The sequence below is a fragment of the Brevibacterium sp. ZH18 genome (genome assembly GCF_022748595.1).
GTDB lineage: Bacteria > Actinomycetota > Actinomycetes > Actinomycetales > Brevibacteriaceae > Brevibacterium.
The window spans coordinates 1-20,542 of record NZ_JALDSX010000003.1 but is presented as its reverse complement, the minus strand read 5'-3'; the positions used below and the strand labels follow the sequence as shown (position 1 = coordinate 20,542).

Below are 20,542 nucleotides of genomic sequence, written 5' to 3'. Positions count from 1 at the left end.
ATTCGTTGGTGGTGCCGAATCCAGTATTGCAACGCGGCACCCGGCCGGCCTGTGTCGAACAGATCCGGCCGGGTGCCACGCGATGTCTTACTTCCGGGCGCCCAGTGCCGCGGCGACCAGTCCGGCGAAGAGCGGATGCGGCTTCGTCGGACGTGACTTCAGCTCGGGATGAGCCTGGGTCGAGACGTAGTACGGGTGCTCGGATTCCGGCAGCTCGACGAACTCCACGAGCTCACCGTTGGGCGAGGTACCTGAGACCACGAGCCCGGCTTCGGTGAGCTGATCGCGGTACGAATTGTTGACCTCGTAGCGGTGACGGTGACGTTCGTTGATGACCGTCGAACCGTAGACGCCAGCAACGACGCTGCCTTCGTCGAGCTTCGCTTCGTAGGTGCCCAGACGCATCGTGCCGCCCAGGTCGCCTTCGCCCTCGACGATCGAGAGCTGCTCGGCCATCGTCGCGATGACGGGGACAGCCGACTCAGGGTCGAACTCCGACGACGAGGCATCGGCGATGCCTGCAACGTTGCGTGCGTATTCGACGACCATGCACTGCAGACCGAGGCACAGACCCAGTGTCGGAATCTTGTGTGTGCGGGTGTACTCGAGTGCTCCGAGCTTGCCTTCGATGCCGCGGATGCCGAAGCCGCCGGGCACGCAGATCGCGTCGAGACCGGCCAGGCTCTTGGCCGCGCCTTCCTCGGTTTCGCAGTCATCGGACTGGATCCACTTGACCTTGACCCTGGCGTTGTTGGCGAATCCGCCATGGCGCAGCGCCTCGGTGACGGACAGGTAGGCGTCGGGAAGGTCGATGTACTTGCCGACGATGCCGATGGCGACTTCGTGCTCGGGATTGTGGACCCGCTCGAGGACCCAGTCCCACTTCGTCCAGTCGACGTCGCGGAAGGGAAGGTTGAGGCGGCGGATGACGTAGACGTCGAGCCCGCCGTCGTGGAGGACCTTCGGGATGTCGTAGATGCTCGGTGCGTCCACACAGGACACGACAGCCTCGGCGTCGACGTCGCAGGAGGAGGCGATCTTCTGACGGATCGAATCCGGCAGTTCCCGGTCGGAGCGCAGGACGATCGCATCCGGCTGGATGCCGATCGAGCGCAGAGCGGCGACCGAGTGCTGGGTCGGCTTCGTCTTCAGCTCGCCCGAGGGCCCGAGGTAGGGCACCAGCGAGACGTGGATGAAGAACACGTTGTCGCGGCCGATGTCGTGACGGACCTGACGGGCCGCTTCGAGGAAGGGCTGCGATTCGATGTCGCCGACGGTGCCACCGATCTCGGTGATGATGACATCGGGGCGCTCTGCCACGGGACGCTCCGCCTGTGCCCGCATCCGCGACTTAATCTCATCGGTGATGTGCGGGATGACCTGGACGGTGTCGCCCAGGTAGGCGCCGCGGCGTTCCTTGGCGATGACCGAGGAGTAGACCTGTCCGGTCGTGACGTTGGCCGCGCCGTCGAGATTGATGTCGAGGAATCGCTCATAATGGCCGATGTCGAGGTCGGTCTCAGCGCCGTCTTCGGTGACGAAGACCTCGCCGTGCTGGAAGGGATTCATCGTGCCGGGATCCACATTGAGGTAGGGATCCAGTTTCTGCATCGCCACGGAGAGTCCGCGTTGAGTGAGCAGATGCCCGAGGCTCGAGGCCGTGAGACCCTTGCCCAACGAGGAGGCGACGCCCCCCGTTACGAAGATGTGCTTTGCCGTATTTGTGCCACCAGGGCCAGTTCGATTCACCACGGGATTTGATTCTATCAAACTCGGGTTCACGAATCCCCCGATTCAGTGACTTCGGCGTACAGATCGAGCAGAGTCGAAGAGATCGCTGCACCGTTATTCACGTCGATGACGCGCTTCTTCGCGGCTACGGCCTGCGAACCACGCCCGGCCGGATCGTCGAGAAGATGATTGATCTCACGCAGCAGAGCATCCGTGTCGTCGGCATCGACGCTCTTGGCTGCGGCTCCCCAGATGCCTGCCCGGCGGGAGCTGCCGATGAAGACTGCGGGCTTCGACAGCTGCATGAGGTCTTCGTGGCTCAGACCCGTCATGGTCTCGCTGGCGATGACGACATCGGCCGCTGCGACCACGTCGACGAGGTCGCCGGCGGGAGCGACGATGATGTCACGGTCGGCAAACGCCGAGGCGATCGTGCTCCGGTCCTTGCCCGTGCCGGTGAGCACGGTGACGACGTGACGATCTGGGCGGCGTGAGTTGATCTGACTGGCCGCGTCGAGGACCGTCGCCAGGGCCGTGTGGTCGCGCAGGGCGATGGGGCTCGCGACCATCCAGGTACCCGCCTTGACGCCGAGTTCGCTGCGCACCCCGGCGCGAGGGGTCCTGACCGTGAGGTCGACGTCGATGTCTGGGTGGACGAGTTCAGCGCGTTCGACGAGGGGAACCTTCTCGCCGAAGTAGTCAACGACCGGTTCGGTGGTGCCCAAGATCGCGGTTGCCGTGCGACCGACGATCTCAGCGCCGGTCTTCTCGATCACGTTCGCGGAGTCGAAGGATTCGATCGTGGCGACGACCTTCGGATGGAACCGGGCGGGCAGGCCGGTGAAGGCGAGTCCCGCCAGCGTCGCCGCGTGGAGGCCGTGGGCGTGGACGATGTCCACGTGCTGGTAGTACTTGTGCAGCGTGAAAGCGGTGTTCGGATCGGCGATCGTGAAGCGGCGCCTGGCTGCGAGTTCGATCTCACGGAAGTTGTCCGCCAGCTCCGGAGGAACGCCGAACGTGCCGAGTAGAGAACGGTGGGCTGCCACAGCCACTTTGAAACCTGCCCGCAGATGACCGAGCACGGCGAGTTTGGCCACTTCTACGACTGGGCCCGTGGTCTCGGCGAGTACATGCAGAATTCGCGTATCTGCGCTGAGTGGGTGGACCTCGCCGGATTCGCTCATTTCCTCATCCTTTTCATTAGATCGACGCTGCTTCTACCCTACCTGGGGCGGCAGGAGTTCTGTGTATATGCCCATCAGTTCTTCCGCCACTTCCCTCTCTCCGGGAAGTTGGGCGCCGCGAGCGCGTGCACGCTCGCCCAGTTCCACCCGCCGAGCAGGATCTGACACAAGTTCGCTGATGGCGTCGGCGAGTCCCCGATCATCGTCGGACTCGATCAGGATGCCCGCATCGCCGACCAGTTCCGTCGTGCCGCCGGTGCTCGTGGCGATGATCGCCCGGCCGGCGATGAGCGCCTCCTGGAGGACCAGTGCGCGGGCCTCCCACACGCTGGTGAGGACATAGATGTCGGCTGCCGCGTTGAGCTCGGCGACGTCGTCCCGGGGGCCCAGGAAGTGCAGTTCAGGCACCGCCGAGGCGGCTCCCTGGTTCTCGTGCCGTGCTGCGTTCTCATGCTGCGCTGCGTTCTCGTGCTGCGCGCTTTCATACTGTGCACGGACATCGGCGAGGACGTTCTCGTCCGCGGCACCCGCCACGAGGACAACGAGGTCCGACACTGGGGTGGCCGCTGGGGCACCCGTCGTCGCGCTCGTGTCGGTCTTCGCCCCGGTGGACACATCCTCACCGAGGTGGGCCAGAGCCCGCACGAGCATCGGGTAGTTCTTCTGCGGGGCCACCCGGCCGACGGCCAGGACGATGACAGCGGAACGGTCGAAGCCGTACTCTTCGGCCAGCTGCGCACGGGTGGCCTGGGCCGCCTCGGCGGTGACAGTTCGCACCTCGGGTGCGGCAGCAGGCAGGAACCTGGCGTCCCGGGCACCGAGGTCGTGCGCACGGACAACGAGGTCGGTGCTCGCCCCCAGCGTCAGGTCCGCGCCTTTGGCCAGCAGCGTCTCGATGCCGGTCTCGACTCGGCCGCGCAGGCCCTGACCGCTGGCCTGGTTGTGCAGGCTGATGATGAAGCAGGGGCGGGGCCGCAGCGTCCGTGAGGCCAAGAGCCCGACAAGACCAGCACGGAAACCGTGGGCGTGGACGATCTCGGCTCCGAAGCTGCGGATGGTCCGTCGCAGCTTCGTCACCAGCGCGGCGTCGCCAGGACCGATGCCGGTGCCCATGTCGAGGGCTGCGAAGCGGACGCCCGGCAGATCGGAGAAGCCGAAGTGCTCATCCGTGGAGGCGGGTCCGATGACGCCGATCTCGTGTCCGGCGGCAGCCACATCTCTGGCCAGGGCTCGCACATGCGTGCCGACTCCCCCGGTGGATGTTCCGATCACAAAGACGATCTTCATGTCTCATCCTGATTCTGTTGGGAACTATCAGCGTTCTGGTGCGAACTATCAGTCGGGTTCGACCCTGTGGTCGGGCCGGGTTGGTGACCGCCGCCTCGGCGGCCTGCGAGGAGTCCGCGCACCTCGCCCAGGTAGCCGCGGTCGATGAGGAGGAATCCAACGAATATCGCGCAGCCGATGAGCGCAGAGACAACACCGTTGATCACCGAGGGGGCAGCTCCGGTCCCCAAGAGGCCCGCCAACCAGTGTGAGATCAGCACACCCACCGTCGAGGCCACGATGGCGGCCACCAGCGACAACAGACTCCGACGACCGACTCGTGCCAGACCTGCAGGTCCGAGCACGCGGCTCATGGAGAAGAGCAGGAAGGCACCGGCCACGCTCATGCCGAGCGCATAACCGAGGCAAATGGAGATCAGGGTCAGGCCCGCATCACCGAAGGCATTCGTGAACACGATGGCCAGCAGCATGCCGACGATGACGAAGATCCAACCGGTTGTCGTCGCGACAGCCGAATGTCGGGAACGTTCCATGGCGTAGAAGACGCGAGTTCCCCAGGCCACGAAAGACCATCCCGGCACGGCCAGGGCCATGACCATGATCGACTGGCTCATGGCGCCGAACGGCGCACCCTTCTGGCCTTGACCGGCAGTATCGATGGCGGTGAAGAACGCCTGCAGGGGGCCCGCGGCAGAGATCAGGATGAGGGCTCCGAGGAACCCGATGGTGATGATGAGAGCCGTGGTCGTCGAGGTCAGCTGCCTCATGCTCACCTCAGCGGCATCACGTTCACCTTGACTCGCCTCGGCGTCCTTTGACCTGCCAACCCAGGCTGACAGCGACGGAAAGGTGATGGTGGCTACGGTCACCGCGAGCACTCCGTACGGCAGGAGGTAGACGGCGTTGATGTAGCTGAAGAGGACGAATGTGCCCTCACCGCCGACGCGATTCGATACGAGGATGGTTGCCAGCATGGCACCTTGCTGGGCCAGCAGTGCAGCCATTCCGGCACCGGCCAAGCGCAGAGCCCGGTGGGCGACACCAGGAGGGAATGACCACGTGGGCCGGATCCGCAGCCCAGTCGAGCGCATCGGCAGCGCCAACGGCAGAGCCAAGGCCGCGACACCGATCGTGGTGCCCCAGCCGAGCCAGCCGATGTGGGTCCTCCAAGTGTCATCCGTGCCGCCGACCACCGAATAGACGACGTAGCTTCCGATGACGACGAGGCTGGACAGCAGCGGAGCGAAGGCTGGCCAGACGAATTTCCGGTGGGCCTGCAGCACCCCGGTGAGTACAGCACCGATGCCATAGAGGACGAGCTGCGGGGAGAACATGAGCAGGAAGACGACGGTCGCCTCGACCTGAGGTGCCTTACCTGGCGCGGACCCAGTCAGCACGGTGGCGATGGGATGCGCGAAAACCGCGAGAATGATGCTCAGCGGCAACGTCACCGACACTGCCCAGGTCAGAAGCGCCGAGGCGATCCGACCGGCGGTCTGTCTGTCGGACCGGGCCAACGGAATGGCCAGGAGCGGAATGACTGCTCCGGCCAGCGCCCCACCGGCCACGACCTCGAAGAGGATGTTGGGAACGAGGTTCGCCGACTGATAGGCCGACCCGACCGTGCCTGCGCCCACAGTGGGCGAGAAGACCAGCCACCGCAGGAACCCGACAAGTCGGGTGAAGAGGGTGATGACCGAGACGAGCAACGCCGCAGAGGCGAAGACCCGAACCAGCTTATTCACACGCCCTCGCGACCGAAGGCGTCGATCTCCCGCAGTCCAGGGGTGGATTCGATGATCTGAGTGAAGGAGACCTTCTCACTGAGCAGGGTCAGCCCGGCGAGTACGATGAGCATCGCGACTCGCTGTTTGGCCGTCGAATTCGCGGCCAGTGTCGTGCCCAGCACTGCACCGAGAGCGTTGGCTCCGGTGTCGCCGAGCATCGCCGCGCCGCTCAGGTCGTCTGGCCAGGCGGCAACGGTCCCACCGGCCACGACGGCGCTTGAGGTCCAGGTCGTGCCGTGGCTGTGGGGCATGAACAGCACAGTGAGCAGGCCCGCTTTGAGCGCCCGACCGGGGCGCAGGTCAAGTAAGTTGAACAGGTTCGCCGATCCGGCGATGACACCGCCGCTGACGACGACGTCGGCAGCCGAAGCGAACCAGGACCGTTCGTCGGCGGAACGCAGTGCGGCGAAGAGGCCATGACGGTCGCTTCCGCTGCGCAGGATCGCAGCTGCCGCGATCGACGCCAGCGGAATGCCGGTGACCTTGATCGCGCCGGTCGTGATCTCGCCGTGGGCGAGGGCGCTGAGGTGGCCGCGCAGACCCTTCGAGCTGCCTGATTCGAGGAAGTCGTCGACTGCCCCCAACCCGCCGGAGACACTCGTCGCCAACAGCGTCGCCGCACGCTGGCGAGGATCTTCGATGAGGAAGCTGCCCGTGAGGAGTCCAGTGGTCAGGGCGGGCCCTTCGATGAGGGAGACGTCCCTGTCGGCGTGATTCGTGCGCACGACCTTCTTGTGGGTGCGCAGCTTCGAGCTGAGGACGGCTTTCGTCGCCGCATAGCCTGCGAGGCCGGCGACGGCGGAGCTGACGAGTGAGCGGATCATCTCATTCCTTCCCGGGCATAATCTCTTCGGCGTCATCGGCGAACCCGAAGTGGCCGTGCTTACCGGCCTCTCCGGCGGCCAACGCTCGAACGGCGATGACGGAACCGGCACCCAGGCCGAGTCCGTCGGCGGTGCTGGCGCGTGACTTCTCGGTGCGCAGGACGTCGACGAGTCCGTTCTGAGCCGACCTGGCGTCTCCGGCCACGACCACGGACTTCGCGTCGGAGGTCAGGGCGTTGATGAAGTCGGTGACCAGAGTGCGGGTTGCTTTGTCGTCGGTCGCCTCGGGGCTCGGCTTCGTCTCATCGGCGAGGTTCGAGTTCTCATCGTCGACGACGATGAACAGCTGCGTCTTCTTGTGGTCGGTGTCGGTGCGCAGGCGCCCGGCATCGACAAACGCGTCGAAGAGCGCAGAGGACTTCTTCTCGGCCTGGTCGCGATCCTTGCCCTCAGCAAGCATCGAGGCCTTGCCGGTCAGAGCGATGACCAGAGCGGATTTGATCGCGGTTGAGTCGTCCTCCGGCAGGCTCGGGACCAGATCACGCACGGTCTTGAGGAAGTCGGCCGATTTGTCGAGCGAGAGCGTGTTCGCCACGAATGAGACGTCGCCGGCGATCGAGCCGCCGGCTTCCTTGACCCGGTTGCTGACCTCTTCGACCTGCTCAGGGTCCGCCTGCGGGGCTGAGATAATGCTGACGTCCTTGTCCTTGAGCGTCTTGCCGATCAGCTCAGGCGCCGCCGAGGTGATGAAGTCGTTCTGCTTGTCGATGTTGCCTTTGGCGGCATCGAGATCAGCGCGCAGACCGTCACGGTCGGTGCGCAGCGAATCGACTTGGCTCTGCAGCGACTCGCCGATGGGCTCCTTGAGCGGACCGGCGCCCAGGACGATTCCGACCGCCAAGGCCAGGAACACCGAGACGAGAGAGACGAGGTGGTAGCGGAAATCAATCACTGGTCAGTCCTTGGAAAATGCTGGCGGATTGTGAAGTGGCGGCAGGGTCGCCCCCGAAGAGCGAACCGATCCATCCGAACACGCCGTCGAGCTGCGCGCCGATGAGACCGAGGAACGTCTGTCCTGCCGAAGTCGCGAACAGAGCCACTCCGAGAGCGATGAGTCCGGCGATGATGAGCACGCTCAGCTGCAGACTGGAGATCCTCTGCCGGTAGAGCAGAGACACCCCCTTCGCGTCGATGAGCTTCGACCCCACCCGCAGACGCGTGATGAACGTCGAGGCCATGCCCTTGCGCCCTTTGTCGAGGAACTCCATGACGGTGTCGTGGGTGCCGACGGCCACGATCAGGCTCGCACCCTTGTCGTCAGCCAACAGCATGGCGATGTCCTCGCTCGTGCCGGAGGCCGCGAAGGCCACACAGTCGACGCCGAGGGAATGGACCCGCTCGGTTCCTGGAGCATTGCCGTCACGGTAGGCGTGGACGACGATCTCGGCTCCGGACGTGAGTGCGGTGTCGGAGACCGAGTCCATGTCGCCGACGATCATGTCAGGCTTGTAACCGGCTTCGATGATGGCGTCGGCTCCGCCGTCGACTCCGACGAGGATCGGTCGGTACTCGCGGATGTAGGACCCGAGGATCGCCAGGTCCTCTTTGTAGTGGTAGCCGCGGACGACGATGAGGACGTGTCGGCCCTCGAACTTCGTGGCGACTTCGGGGACGACGAGTTCAGCGGAGAGGAGGTCCGAGTCCTTGCGGATGTATTCGATCGTGTTGTCGACGAAGTCGACGAGCACGGAGTTCATGCCGGCTTCGGCCTCATGCATGTCCGCGGCGATCGACTCGGTGGTCTGGACGATGCCGGTGGCGACTTCCTTCTCACCGAGGTAGACGCTGGCACCGTCGATGCTGATCTGCTCGTTCTCCTCGACCAGGTCGAAGATCTCGGCACCTGCAGCGTCGATGAGGGGAATGCCGGCATCGATGATGATTCCCGGCCCGAGGTTCGGGTAGCGACCCGAGATCGACTTGTCCGCATTGATGACTGCGGCGGGCCTGCACGCGACGAGTGCTTCAGCGGAAATCCGGTCGATGTCCGAATGTTTGATGACGGCGATGTCGCCGGCGCTGAGACGTTTCGTGAGGTCTTTGGTTCGCCGATCGAGCCGGGCAGGGGCCGGGCCGGAACGGGTCGGAACAGTCTGGTTCTCCCGAGTTCTACGCACTTTCATGATTCGCTCATCCTCTCATGTCCGTGCTTGCGATCCGGTCTTGACCTGCCGTGCTGAGTCGAGGAGTTCCGCTGCGTGGGCCTTCGCGGAGTCGGATTCTTCCATGCCCGCGAGCATTCGTGAGAGTTCGATGACACGTTCGTCCTCGCTCAGTTCTCGCACTCCGGACTTCACTGTCTCCGCGTCGTCATCCTTGACGATCGTGACGTGGGTGTCTGCCCATGCAGCGACCTGCGGCAGGTGCGTGACGACGATGACTTGGGCGTTCTCGGCCAGTTTCGCCAAACGCCGACCGATCTCGATCGCGGCCTTGCCGCCGACGCCGGCATCGACCTCGTCGAAGACATAGGTGGGGATGGCCTCCCCCGCCGCGCGGACGACCTCGATGGCCAACATCACACGTGAGAGCTCACCGCCGCTGGCGATCTTGCCGATGTCGTCTCCTGCCGAGGAGTCGTGCGGGGCGAACGTGAGTCGGACATCGTCACAGCCGTGGGATGCCGGTTCGCGTTCGGTGAGTTCGAACGTCACCTGCGCCTTCGGCATGGACAGTGCGGCCAGTTCTGCGCTGACGGCCTTCGAGAACGACTCGGCGGTCGTGGAGCGGATCTCGGTCAGGGCTCGGCCCGCCGTGGCCATGGCGTCCTCGGCGGCGCTTAACTCGGCGTCGAGCTGGCCGAGGTCGCGGTCCTCGGTCTCGAGTTCGGTCATCTCCTGCGCGGAGCGGGCCTCAAAGTCGAGGACCTCGGCCACGTTCTGGCCATAGGGGGCCAGGGAACCGAGTTCGGCACGCCTGGCCTCGGTCTCCTCGATCGAGGTCTCCCCCAGCTCGTCGAACCCGGTCAGATAGGAGCTGAGTTCGGCTGCTGCGTCGGACAGCCGCAGCACGGCGTCGTTGAGCGCGTCTTTGATCGTGACGAGTTCCGGGTCGGCAGCGTCGACCTGGGTGATCGCCGCAATCGCCTGGTGGACTTGGTCGACTGCGGCACCGGAGTCGTCGAGTTCGCTGCCGAGGAGGAGGTCGTGTGCGCTGCCGACGGCGCGAGTGATGTCCGCGGCGGCGCCGAGCTTCGCCGACTGAGCCGCGAGTGCCTCATCTTCGCCGGGAACAGGCCGGACTTTGTCGATGGCCTCGAGGCAGCCTTTGAGCCACAGGATCCGTTCGCGACGGGCCGCGGTCGTGTCCTTGATTCGAGTGACGCGGGCCTGCGTCTCACGCCACTGGTCGAAGGCTCTGCGGTAGTCGGCGGCCACGGCTTCGAGCTCGGCCCCGCCGGCGCTGTCGAGGAGCTGTCGCTGAGCTGCGGCGCCCTTGAGGCTCAGCTGCTCGGACTGACCATGCAGGGTGATGAGGTCTTCGGAGATCTCTGCCAGGACCGAAATCGGAACGGTCCGGCCGCCGGCTGTGGCACGGGCGCGGCCCTTCTGCGCCACAGTCCGAGAGATGATCGCCTCCCCATCGGCACTGCCGCCGGCTTCTTCGATGCGGGTGCGCACGGAGTCAGTGATGTCGGAGAAGATGCCTTCGACCTCGGCCTTCTCCGCCCCTTTGCGGACCACTCCGGCACCCACTTTGCGCCCCATGAGCAGACTCAAAGCGGAAACGAACATCGTCTTGCCTGCGCCGGTCTCGCCGGTGACGACGGTGAAGCCGGTGGAGAGTTCGACCTCGGCTTCAGCGATCACGCCGAGGTGGGAGATGCGGAGTTCGGAGATCATCTACGCCCTCTCGATCGGTCCCCGCCAGCCGGAGACGGGGAGCCGGAACTTCGCGACCAGCCGGTCGGTGAAGGGTCCGGTGTGCAGGCGGGCAAGTTTGATCGGTGACTCGGAGCGCTTGGCTTCGATGCGCGCTCCGGCTGGGAGCTCGATCGCGCGCCTGCCGTCGCACCACAGGACCGCGGAGAAGTCAGGGTTGCTCGGTGAGATCTCCACGCCGAGGCGTGAGTCCGGGTTGACGACGAGCGGTTCGGTGAACAGCGCGTGGGCGGAGATCGGCACGAGCAGGAGTGCTTCGACCTCGGGCCAGACGATGGGCCCGCCGGCGGAGAACGAATAGGCCGTCGAACCCGTGGGCGTGGCCAGGATGACTCCGTCGCAGCCGAACGACGACACCGGACGGGAGTCGACGCCGAGGACGACGTCGATCATGCGGGATTTCGAGGTCTTCTCCACTGTGGCCTCGTTGAGTGCCCAGGCGTTGAAGATGATCTCCCCTTCATGCCATACGGTCACGTCGAGGGCGAGCCTCTCCTCCACCAGGTAGTCGCGCACGGATGCCCGGTGGACCGCCTCGGCGAGGTCTTCTCTTTCGCTTTCGGCAAGGAATCCGACGTGACCGAGGTTGACGCCCATGAGGGGAACTCCGGAGCCGTGGAAGCGTTCGGCAGCGCGCAGGATCGTGCCGTCGCCGCCGAGGACGATGACGAGTTCGCACCGAGACTTCCAGGCTGCCAGCTGGGAGGGGTCGATGACCTCGCAGCGGCTGAGCAGCTCCTGCTGGACATCGGCGTAGGAGCTGCGGGCGGCGAAGTCGAGGACCTCTTCGTCGAGGACGACTGGGATGATCCCGTCGTCGAGGAGTGCCTTCCACACGCTCACCGCCGCCACAGCTGAGTCTTCACGCTGCGGGTGCAGGAGCACCATGATGTGTCGAGTCACGTCTCTCCCCTCATGATCGTCTCAAGATGGTCGGTGATGTCCGCCTCGCTGAGCCTATCGGACTCGGCTGGTGTTTTCCCTGGTCGAACACGCAGGAAGTACTCGCGGTTGCCGCTGGGTCCGGGCAGGACCGAGGCGGCGATGTCGACCACCCGGGCGTCGATTTGGCCGATGCCGGAGAGCACGGAGTCGAGGGCCCGACGCCGGTTGGCGGCACTGGATACGACGCCGTGTTTGTCGAGTGCGCTGCGGGCGAGTTCGAACTGTGGTTTGACCATGAGAAGGAGTTCTCCGCTCGGGCGTGTGGCCGCGAGCAGAGGGCCGATGAGCAGGCGCAGAGAGATGAAGGAGACGTCGGCGACGACGAGGTCCACGGCCGGCACGTCTGAGGCTGCGAGGTCGCGCAAGTTGAGTCCCTCGCGGACGTGGACGCGGGGATCGGCGCGCAGGCGTGCGTCGAACTGGTCGTGGCCGACGTCGACGGCCCACACTTCGCCGGCTCCGCGATGCAGGAGGACCTGGGTGAAGCCTCCGGTTGAGGCTCCGGCGTCGAGGACACTCGCTCCGGAAACGTCTGAGATCGCGAACGCGTCGAGGGCTCCGAGGAGTTTGTGCGCGCTGCGGGCGACCCAGGGGTCGGCTTCGGTGACCGCCAGGTCATCAGCATCGGTGACCTCGGTGGATGGTTTCGTCACGGTCTTGCCGTTGACGCTGACATGCCCGGCTGCGATCTCTCTTGCCGCCCGGGACCGAGTGGCGATGAGCTCTCGATCGACCAGTGCGCGATCGAGCCGGCTCACAGCGAGCCCACCTGCGCGTCGAGATCGTCGAGCAGTGCTGACAGGCGCGCGTGCCGGGCGGAGAGTGGTGCTTCCTTCGCCTCGCCGAGGCTGTTCCTCCACGCCTCGACCGGCACGTCACCGTGCACCGAGGCTGGAGTCGGGGTCGGCTGTTCAGGTGTCTGTTCAGGTGTCTGGTCAGTCATGAATCCTCCGCGGCAGATTTCCAGGGCCCACCTGATGACCGCGATCGATCGCGTGCCATGCAGTGCTCAGCGCGGCCTGCACTCCGATGCTGCTGGTCAGAGCGGACTCACTCAGTCGGAGCTCGCCGTCGACGATGCGGCAGGCATCGGCGACGTCCTCGGAGTCGGACTCCACGGTGATAGCGGCATCGGCTTGGGCATCGGGCGCACTCCCTGCCCCGGCTTCGCGATTCGCCGAGGTGCTCGTGCCACTTGCTGTGATGAGCAGTTCGAGTCCGCGCAGGCTGGGCAGGATGAAGGTGGGGCGCAGTTGCGGGCGGGCGTAGAGGGCGTCATGGATGTCGTGGACGCCGGTGAGCACAAGCGCAGTCTCGAAGCCAGCACTGTTGCCGCCCTCGATGTCAGTGTCGAGCCGGTCGCCGACCATGAGCGGTCGTCTGGCGCTGAGTCGGTTAGCCGCGTGCTCCATCATGTGCGGTGCTGGTTTGCCGACGATCGTCGGCGTCGCGCCCGTGAGGTGGGAGAGCATGTCGATGAATGCTCCGTTGCCCGGGACTCTGCTGCGGGCACCGACCATCGAGTAGTCGGGGTTCGTCGCCCACCATTCGATGCCCGACTCGATCGCCTCGCACGCGCTCACGATTCGCTGATAGGTGATGTCCGGGTCGAGTCCCTGCGCAATGGCGACAGGGTGGTCGTCGAGCGAACGAGTGACCGTCAGTCCGACTGACTCGAGAGCCGTGGCCAACCCGGCGGCGCCGATGAGATAGACGACTGCACCGGGCCCGAACTTCGTCCCCAGCCGATCGGCGAGCACCTGCGCCGAGGTGGTCACTTCGTCCGCATTCGTGCTGATTCCCAGCTCGGTGATGTGCTCGGCGACTGCCTCGGCGGTGCGGGTGGCATTGTTCGTGACGTAGTTGACGGGAATGGAGCGGGCGTGGAGGAAGCCGATGCCCTCCACCGCGCCGGGGATGGGTGATGGCCCGTGATAGACGACGCCGTCGAGGTCGAAGAGCACACAGTCGATCACCGCGCCCGCTTTCACGGGCGGGCGGTGATCGACTGTTGATGCTTCGTCAGCGGCTGGTGTCACTGATCGCCGTTCGGACGATCCGTTTCAGTCGATTCCGGGGCGGCTGAGCCCTCGGGAGTCGATTCCTCGACCTCGGCCAGGATTTCGTCGAGTTCAGCCTCGATCTCATCGTCGGAGATCTTGATCTTCTTCAGTTCCTTCTCCGACACCTGGGTCTTCGACTTCGCTGGTGCCTGTTCGGCTGCAGCGTCGTCAACTCCCCCGTCGAGCTCCGAGGAGTCCTCGTCATCGAACTCGGCATTGCCATCGAAGTCAGTACTGTCGTCGAAGTCAGAGTCGGCAGATTCCGCTTCCTCATCGACGGAGTTCGAGTCCTCAGCGGCCGAGCTCTCGGACTCGGTGAAGCCGGTTTCGAGGTCACCGGATTCTGCATCGTCGACATTGCCGTCATCTGCGAACCCGTTGACGGACCCGGCTTCTTCAGACTGCGCGAAGTCAGCTGCGACGGCAGCCGTGCTCGCTGCACTCGCAGCTGAGCCGAAGGAGACAGACGAATCCGACTCGTCGTCGTCGAAGTCGTCGCCTTCTTCGTCGCTCTCGTCCTCGTCGCCCTCGAGCTCGTTTTCGTCCTCATCCAAGTCCTCGTCCGAGTCCTCGAATTCGGTCTCGTCCTCGTCCGGGATCTCTTCGACGGTTTCGATCTCGACGCCGAAGTTGGGGTCGGGCTCCTCATCGCCGAAGAGAGTGCCGGTGGCCTTAGCCGTGCGGCGCGAGAGCTCCTCGTACTTGTCGGCCATTTCACCTTCGCCGTGCAGACGGAGAACGCCGGCATAGGCAGCCATGAGTCGGACCAGGGCACCGCTCGGCTTCTGAGTGAAGTCCTCGGCCTCAATCAGAGCGCGGGCACCCTTGAGGTCGCCGAGGTCCGACTTGGCGCCGGCAGCCACAATGACGAGCTCCGTGCGAGTGTCATTGTCGAGCTCAAGTTCGCTGGCCGACTCGTACAGTTCGAGTGCCTTCTGCGGCTTGCCGCGGCCGCGCTCTGCGTCAGCGATGAGAGCCATGTTGTCGTTCGAGCCCGAGATGCGACGGTGGGTACGCAGCTCGCGGACCGCCTCGTCATACTTCTCGACGTGATAGGCGGCGATGCCGAGTGCTTCGCGAACAAGTCCGACGCGGCCGGCACGGGCCATTGCCGCTTTTGCGTGATCGTAGGCGCGTTCGGGGTCGGCGTCGAGGAATCCGCCGGCAGCAACAAGATGCTTGGCAACAGCTGCCGCATTCTCCTTGTCGAGAGTGCGCAGCTGGCTGCTGATCTCCTTGTCGAGCTCCTTGCCGGTGACCTCTTCGGGGATCTCCGGTTCCTGGATCCGAGGACGACGTGCGCGCTGTTCGCGGGCGTATTCACCGGTGTCCGTCGAACGAATCGCCCGACGGTCGTTGGGGTTACGGCCTGCACCGCCGCGATCGCTGCCGCCCCGGCCGCCGCGGCTGTCGTCACGACGATCACCCTGGTATCCACCGCGACGATCGTCATCACGGCGATTGCCCTGGTAGCCGCCACTGCGGTTGTCACGGCGTTCACCGTCGTTGCGACGGTCGCTGCCCGAGCCGCCTCGGCGGTCGTCACGGCGGTCTCCGCCGAAGCTGCGACGCTCACCATCGTTGCGACGGTCACCACCGAAGCTGCGACGTTCGCCGTCATTGCGACGATCACTGCTGAAGCCCCCACGACGATCATCATCACGACGATTGCCCTGGTACCCGCCACTGCGGTTGTCACGACGCTCACCGTCGTTGTGACGGTCGCTGCCCGAGCCGCCTCGGCGGTCGTCACGGCGATCTCCGCCGAAGCTGCGACGCTCGCCGTCATTGCGACGATCACCCTGGTACCCGCCACGGTTGTCACGGCGTTCACCATCATTGCGATTGCCTTGGTACCCACCGCTGCGGGTGTCACGACGCTCACCGTCATTGCGACGATCACCGTCATTGCGACGGTCACCGCCGAAGCTGCGACGTTCGCCATCATTGCGGTTGCCCTGGTAGCCGCCACGACGTTCGCCATCATTTCGACGCTCGCCCTGGTAACCACCAATGCGACGCTCACCCTCGCTACGACGGTCATTGCCGAAGCCACCACGACGGTCATCTTCACGGCGATTGCCCTGGTAGCCGCCACTGCGGTTGTCACGACGCTCACCGTCAGCGCGACGGTCGCTGTTGAAGCCGCCACGACGATCATCATCACGGCGATTGCCCTGGTACCCGCCACTGCGACGGTCGCCATCGTTGCGACGGTCATTGTTGAAGCCGCCGCGGTTGTCACGACGCTCGCCGTCGTTGCGACGATCTCCGCCGAAGCTGCGACGCTCGCCATCTTCACGACGATTGCCCTGGTATCCACCGCGACGATCATCATCACGGCGGTTCCCCTGGTATCCGCCGCGACGATCACCGTCGTTGCGATTGCCCTGGTACCCACCACTGCGGGTGTCACGACGTTCACCATCATTGCGGGTGTCACGGCGTTCACCATCGTTGCGACGATCGCCGCCGAAGCTGCGACGCTCACCATCGTTGCGGCGTTCACCGTTGAACCCGCCCCGGCGGTCACCGTCGTTGCGGCGGTCGCCCTGGTAGCCACCTCGGCGGTCGTTGTCGCTGCCGCCCCTGCGGTCATCGCGGCGATCGGAGTTACGTGACCCACGCTCGTCCCGGGACTGGTGAGATCCCTGTCGACGGTTGTCCTTGCTGTCGCGATCGGAGCGGTAACCACCCTCTGATCGGCGGTTCTGCTGGCTGTCTCGCGAATCCCCTGGGGCCACGATTCTCCCTATAAAGTCTTTTCAATGATTCCGGTCCATTCTAGTGCACTCGACTCGCGCACGCCCTGTGTGAGAGGACACGTACGGCCCTTAATCCGCGCAGAATACTGTGCGATTGCTCGCAGTCAGACTCACTCAAGGCCGATTCCCCACTTCACCTGCTCTGTTAGGATCGAGGCGAACCGAGCTGTCGGCCAATGACTCCGAAGGCGGTTAATCGCCCGATCGCGGTCAGTAAGGGATTTATGAACGCTGATGAGAACGAATCGATTGCAGCAGTTGAATACAAGCGTGCCGTTGAATCTCTCAGTGTTCTTTCCGAATTGACTACTCCCGTAATATCCGTGACGGCGAACGAGCTGCCCAGCACTCTCGCCGCACCCCTGAAACGCGGATCACAACACAGGCCGGACCGAGGTCCGTACCCAAGCCCCTTGTCACACGAGAGCAGTCGCCTCCGTGCTGTTTCCACCGTTGACTGTGATCAGACTCATTGGATTGAGCATTCGGGGCCCACATTCGCCTATCGTGTTTCTCAGAACAGGCGCCGCGATCACGTCGAGGCTCCCCGGATCGCTGCGACAGTCGATTCTGTCGCGTGGACCGACGCACCACGTTCGCCCGCAACGACATTCACCGTCAAGGAATAGGAGACATCGTGCCCAACACACTCTTCATCGATGGCAAGTGGGTCTCGGCCCAGAACGGCGGAACCCGAGAGATCCGCAACCCTGCCGACGGCAAGCTCGTCGCCGAGGTGGACGAAGCGAGCCCAGCCGACACCGAGCTGGCCATCGCCGCCGCCCGTCGGGCCTTCGACTCCGGCGTGTGGTCGAGCGTTCCCACCAGTGAACGCGGGGACCTGCTGCTCAAGTTCGCGGCCGTCCTGCGTGAGCGCAAGGACGAGTTCGCACGTGCCGAATCGCTCGACACCGGCAAGCGCTTCATCGAATCACAGATCGACATGGACGACATCGCCAACTGTTTCGACTACTTCGGCAAGTTGGCTGGAAACGATGCCGGCCGCATGGTCGACGCAGGAACGGACACGGTCGTCAGCCGCATCGTCCACGAACCTGTCGGTGTCTGCGCACTCATCACCCCATGGAACTATCCCCTGCTGCAGGCCGCGTGGAAGATCGCCCCGGCCATCGCCGCTGGCAACACCTTCGTCCTCAAACCTGCTGAGCTCACACCACACACTGCGATCCTCACGATGCAGGTCCTCGAAGAACTGGGACTGCCGGCTGGAGTCGGAAACCTCATCCTCGGTGCCGGTGCAGACGCGGGCGCTCCCCTGTCGACGCACGAAGATGTCGACATGGTCTCCTTCACCGGCGGACTCGTCACCGGACGCCTGCTGGCCGCCAACGCCGCAGCAAGCGTGAAGAAGATCGCCCTCGAACTCGGCGGCAAGAACCCGAACGTCGTCTTCGCCGATGCCGACTTCGAGGCTGCCGTGGACAACGCACTCAACGGGGCCTTCGTCCATTCGGGCCAGGTCTGCTCCGCCGGTGCGCGACTCATCGTCGAGGAGTCGATCGCTGAGAAGTTCGTCGACCGCCTCGTCGAGCGTGCACAGCAGATCCGTCTCGGCGGACCCTTCGATGAGAACGCCGAGTCCGGACCGCTCATCTCTGCCGCCCACCGCGACAAGGTCAGTGCCTATGTCGAGAAAGGCATCGCCGAAGGCGCGCGTCTGCGCTGCGGCGGCAAGTCGGGCGAAGGAGACCTCGAGCAGGGCTTCTACTACCTGCCGACCATCCTCGACCAGGTCAAGCGCGGCATGTCCGTGGTCTCCGATGAGGCTTTCGGCCCCGTCGTGACCGTCGAAACCTTCTCCACTGTCGACGAGGCAGTCGAGATCGCCAATGACACGTACTACGGTTTGGCCGGCGCCGTCTGGAGCCAGGATGCAGGCAAGACGCAGCTCGTGGCTCAGCGTTTGCGCCACGGGACGATCTGGATCAATGACTTCCACCCCTACCTGCCGCAGGCTGAATGGGGCGGCTACAAGCAGTCCGGTTCAGGACGCGAACTGGGACCGACCGGTCTGGCGGAATACCAGGAGCAGAAGCACATCTACCACAACCTCGAGCCCGCTGTCACCGGCTGGTTCCCCGATCACAGCAAGTGAACTGACCCCCGCGAATTAGGAGAGATGGAACGTGGAAACAACTCATAGCTTTGACTACGTCGTTGTCGGCGGAGGTTCCGCAGGTGCCGCTGTCGCTGCTCGACTGAGCGAGGATCCGAAGGTCAGCGTCGGACTGCTTGAAGCCGGCCCCACCGATGTCGGCCAGGACATGGTCCTCAGCCTCAACCGCTGGATGGAGCTGCTCGAATCCGGTTTCGACTGGGACTACCCGATCGAAGAGCAGGAGCACGGCAACTCGTTCATGCGCCATGCCCGTGCGAAGGTCCTCGGCGGCTGCTCATCCCATAACTCGTGCATCGCGTTCTGGGCACCGAAGGAAGACCTCGACGATTGGGATCAGAAGTTCGGCGCCACCGGTTGGGGTTCGAAGGACACCTTCGGTCTCTACAAGAAGCTCGAGACGAATGAGCTTCCCGGTGACCACCACGGCCACGACGGCCCAGTCCACCTGATGAATGTTCCGCCTGTCGACCCCTGCGGTGTCGCACTCCTCGACGCCTGTGAGCAGGCCGGAATCCCGCGCACGCAGTTCAACGAGGGCGAAACCGTCATCAACGGCGCGAACTTCTTCCAGGTCAACCGCAGGGAAGACGGAACTCGTTCGTCCTCCTCGGTGTCGTACCTGCACCCGATCCTCGAGCGTGAGAACCTCACGATCCTCACGGACACCCAGGCCCGCGAACTCGAGTTCGATGCCGACGACAACTGCACGGGCGTGCACGTGGTCAACAATGCATTCGGCCACACGAAGCGCATCGAGGCGAAGAAGGAAGTCGTCGTCTCCTCGGGTGCGATCAACACCCCGCAGCTGCTCATGCTCTCGGGCATCGGCCCGAAGGACCACCTCGCCGAAGTGGGCATCGACGTTCGCGTCGACTCCCCAGGTGTCGGTGAGCACCTGCAGGACCACCCCGAGGGCGTCATCTCCTGGGAGGCCAAGAAGCCGATGGTCGAAGAGTCCACCCAGTGGTGGGAGATCGGCATCTTCTCCCCCACCGAGGACGGCTTGGACCGCCCCGACCTGATGATGCACTACGGTTCGGTGCCGTTCGACATGCACACTCTGCGTCAGGGCTACCCGACGTCGGAGAACACCTTCTGCCTCACCCCGAACGTCACCCATGCTCGCTCGCGCGGCACCGTACGTCTGCGTTCGAAGGACTTCCGCGACAAGCCGAAGGTCGATCCTCGCTACTTCACCGATCCTGAGGGCCACGACATGCGCGTCATGATCGCCGGCATCCGCAAGGCTCGCGAAATCGTGTCTCAGGACGCGATGTCCGAGTGGGCAGGACAGGAACTGTTCCCCGGTCAGGATGTGCAGACCGACGAGCAGATCGAGGACTACATCACCCGCACCCACAACACCGTCTACCACCCGGTGGGCACGACACGCATGGGTGCCGCCGACGATGCCATGTCGCCGCTGGATCCGCAGCTGCGGGTCAAGGGCGTCAATCGACTGCGCGTCGTCGACGCCTCGGCGATGCCCGAGATCACCACGGTCAACCCGAACATCACCGTCATGATGATGGGCGAGAAGTGCGCTGAGATGATCAAGAACGGTCAGTGATCGTGTCAGTGACACAGTCTGGTCAGTAAATCGGTCTGCTCAGTGATAGCTGTCCGATATGACTGTGGGGCCGGAGGGAACATCAAGTTCCCTCCGGCCCCATTGTCGTCTCGGCACAGCTGAAATGGCCGTGCGAAGGCTTAAGGGGCTCTTCGTAAACGAGAGTGTAGGTCAGTGATCTTCAAACACGGCGAGTCGCTGCCCGGATAAACGTCGAGGCCTTCCGATGATGGAAGTTCCTACACAATCCACACGGAAGACCTCAACGTGGCCAAGCCTACTTTCTCGATCCCTGACCTCACGAC

At 64.4% G+C, this 20,542-nt stretch carries 16 protein-coding genes; 3 read left to right on the top strand and 13 right to left on the bottom strand.

Features of this window, described 5'->3' with window-relative positions; all coding sequences use genetic code 11:
- Nucleotides 1-87: 87 nt before the first annotated feature.
- Genes MPN20_RS01750 through MPN20_RS01690 form a run of 13 tightly spaced genes read right to left on the bottom strand, consistent with a single transcriptional unit; the run spans nt 88 to nt 14,871 of the window.
- Nucleotides 88-1,752 carry a CTP synthase gene (locus MPN20_RS01750; protein ID WP_242778729.1) on the bottom strand — a complete coding sequence of 555 codons (1,665 nt, stop codon included), beginning with the start codon at nt 1,750-1,752 and terminating at the stop codon, nt 88-90.
- 26 nt (nt 1,753-1,778) lie between these two features.
- Nucleotides 1,779-2,915 (bottom strand): group 1 glycosyl transferase, encoded by a 1,137-nt coding sequence (locus MPN20_RS01745; RefSeq protein ID WP_242778726.1) that lies wholly within the window; start codon nt 2,913-2,915, stop codon nt 1,779-1,781.
- A gap of 33 nt (nt 2,916-2,948) precedes the next feature.
- The gene (locus MPN20_RS01740; RefSeq protein ID WP_242778723.1) at nt 2,949-4,202 is read right to left on the bottom strand and encodes a glycosyltransferase; all 1,254 of its coding nucleotides are present in this window, start codon (nt 4,200-4,202) and stop codon (nt 2,949-2,951) included.
- The gene (locus MPN20_RS01735) at nt 4,199-5,947 is read right to left on the bottom strand and encodes a lipid II flippase MurJ (protein ID WP_242778720.1); all 1,749 of its coding nucleotides are present in this window, start codon (nt 5,945-5,947) and stop codon (nt 4,199-4,201) included. Before MPN20_RS01735 ends, MPN20_RS01740 begins: the two co-directional genes overlap by 4 nt.
- Nucleotides 5,944-6,813 (bottom strand): hypothetical protein, encoded by an 870-nt coding sequence (locus MPN20_RS01730; RefSeq protein WP_242778717.1) that lies wholly within the window; start codon nt 6,811-6,813, stop codon nt 5,944-5,946. Before MPN20_RS01730 ends, MPN20_RS01735 begins: the two co-directional genes overlap by 4 nt.
- Nucleotide 6,814: 1 nt before the next feature.
- A complete protein-coding gene (locus MPN20_RS01725; RefSeq protein WP_242778714.1) occupies nt 6,815-7,765 on the bottom strand; it encodes a copper transporter in 951 nt (316 codons plus the stop codon).
- A complete protein-coding gene (steA, locus tag MPN20_RS01720; protein WP_242778710.1) occupies nt 7,758-8,996 on the bottom strand; it encodes a putative cytokinetic ring protein SteA in 1,239 nt (412 codons plus the stop codon). The genes MPN20_RS01725 and steA overlap by 8 nt, the downstream gene beginning before the upstream one ends.
- Nucleotides 8,997-9,011: 15 nt before the next feature.
- Nucleotides 9,012-10,715, bottom strand: coding sequence for a DNA repair protein RecN (gene recN, locus MPN20_RS01715; protein ID WP_242778707.1), 1,704 nt, complete (start codon nt 10,713-10,715; stop codon nt 9,012-9,014).
- Nucleotides 10,716-11,657: an NAD kinase gene (locus MPN20_RS01710; protein WP_242778704.1), complete on the bottom strand. Its 942-nt coding sequence runs from the start codon at nt 11,655-11,657 to the stop codon at nt 10,716-10,718. It abuts the gene before it with no gap.
- Nucleotides 11,654-12,457 (bottom strand): TlyA family RNA methyltransferase, encoded by an 804-nt coding sequence (locus tag MPN20_RS01705; protein ID WP_242778701.1) that lies wholly within the window; start codon nt 12,455-12,457, stop codon nt 11,654-11,656. The genes MPN20_RS01710 and MPN20_RS01705 overlap by 4 nt, the downstream gene beginning before the upstream one ends.
- Nucleotides 12,454-12,642 (bottom strand): hypothetical protein, encoded by a 189-nt coding sequence (locus MPN20_RS01700; protein ID WP_242778698.1) that lies wholly within the window; start codon nt 12,640-12,642, stop codon nt 12,454-12,456. The genes MPN20_RS01705 and MPN20_RS01700 overlap by 4 nt, the downstream gene beginning before the upstream one ends.
- Nucleotides 12,635-13,738, bottom strand: coding sequence for an HAD-IIA family hydrolase (locus MPN20_RS01695; RefSeq protein WP_242778695.1), 1,104 nt, complete (start codon nt 13,736-13,738; stop codon nt 12,635-12,637). Before MPN20_RS01695 ends, MPN20_RS01700 begins: the two co-directional genes overlap by 8 nt.
- Nucleotides 13,735-14,871, bottom strand: a complete 1,137-nt coding sequence (locus MPN20_RS01690) for a hypothetical protein (RefSeq protein ID WP_242778692.1) — start codon at nt 14,869-14,871, stop codon at nt 13,735-13,737. The genes MPN20_RS01695 and MPN20_RS01690 overlap by 4 nt, the downstream gene beginning before the upstream one ends.
- Nucleotides 14,872-14,883: 12 nt before the next feature.
- On the opposite strand from MPN20_RS01690, the gene MPN20_RS01685 reads away from it, so the two are divergent.
- From MPN20_RS01685 to MPN20_RS01675, 3 genes are all read left to right on the top strand, one after another.
- Nucleotides 14,884-16,383 (top strand): hypothetical protein, encoded by a 1,500-nt coding sequence (locus tag MPN20_RS01685; RefSeq protein ID WP_242778689.1) that lies wholly within the window; start codon nt 14,884-14,886, stop codon nt 16,381-16,383.
- A 781-nt stretch (nt 16,384-17,164) separates the two neighbouring features.
- Nucleotides 17,165-18,643 carry an aldehyde dehydrogenase family protein gene (locus tag MPN20_RS01680; protein WP_242778686.1) on the top strand — a complete coding sequence of 493 codons (1,479 nt, stop codon included), beginning with the start codon at nt 17,165-17,167 and terminating at the stop codon, nt 18,641-18,643.
- Between the two features lie 31 nt (nt 18,644-18,674).
- On the top strand, nt 18,675-20,237 hold the full coding sequence (locus MPN20_RS01675; RefSeq protein ID WP_242778683.1) for a GMC family oxidoreductase N-terminal domain-containing protein: 1,563 nt from the start codon (nt 18,675-18,677) through the stop codon (nt 20,235-20,237).
- Nucleotides 20,238-20,542 lie beyond the last annotated feature (305 nt).

Bases quoted from the DNA above. Each gene is read 5' to 3' on its own strand.
- MPN20_RS01745 (WP_242778726.1), bottom strand. From the start codon at position 2,915: ATGAGCGAATCCGGCGAGGTCCACCCACTCAGCGCAGATACGCGAATT.
- MPN20_RS01740 (WP_242778723.1), bottom strand. From the start codon at position 4,202: ATGAAGATCGTCTTTGTGATCGGAACATCCACCGGGGGAGTCGGCACG.
- MPN20_RS01730 (WP_242778717.1), bottom strand. From the start codon at position 6,813: ATGATCCGCTCACTCGTCAGCTCCGCCGTCGCCGGCCTCGCAGGCTAT.
- steA (WP_242778710.1), bottom strand. From the start codon at position 8,996: ATGAAAGTGCGTAGAACTCGGGAGAACCAGACTGTTCCGACCCGTTCC.
- recN (WP_242778707.1), bottom strand. From the start codon at position 10,715: ATGATCTCCGAACTCCGCATCTCCCACCTCGGCGTGATCGCTGAAGCC.
- MPN20_RS01700 (WP_242778698.1), bottom strand. From the start codon at position 12,642: ATGACTGACCAGACACCTGAACAGACACCTGAACAGCCGACCCCGACT.
- MPN20_RS01690 (WP_242778692.1), bottom strand. From the start codon at position 14,871: ATGGCCCGTGCCGGCCGCGTCGGACTTGTTCGCGAAGCACTCGGCATC.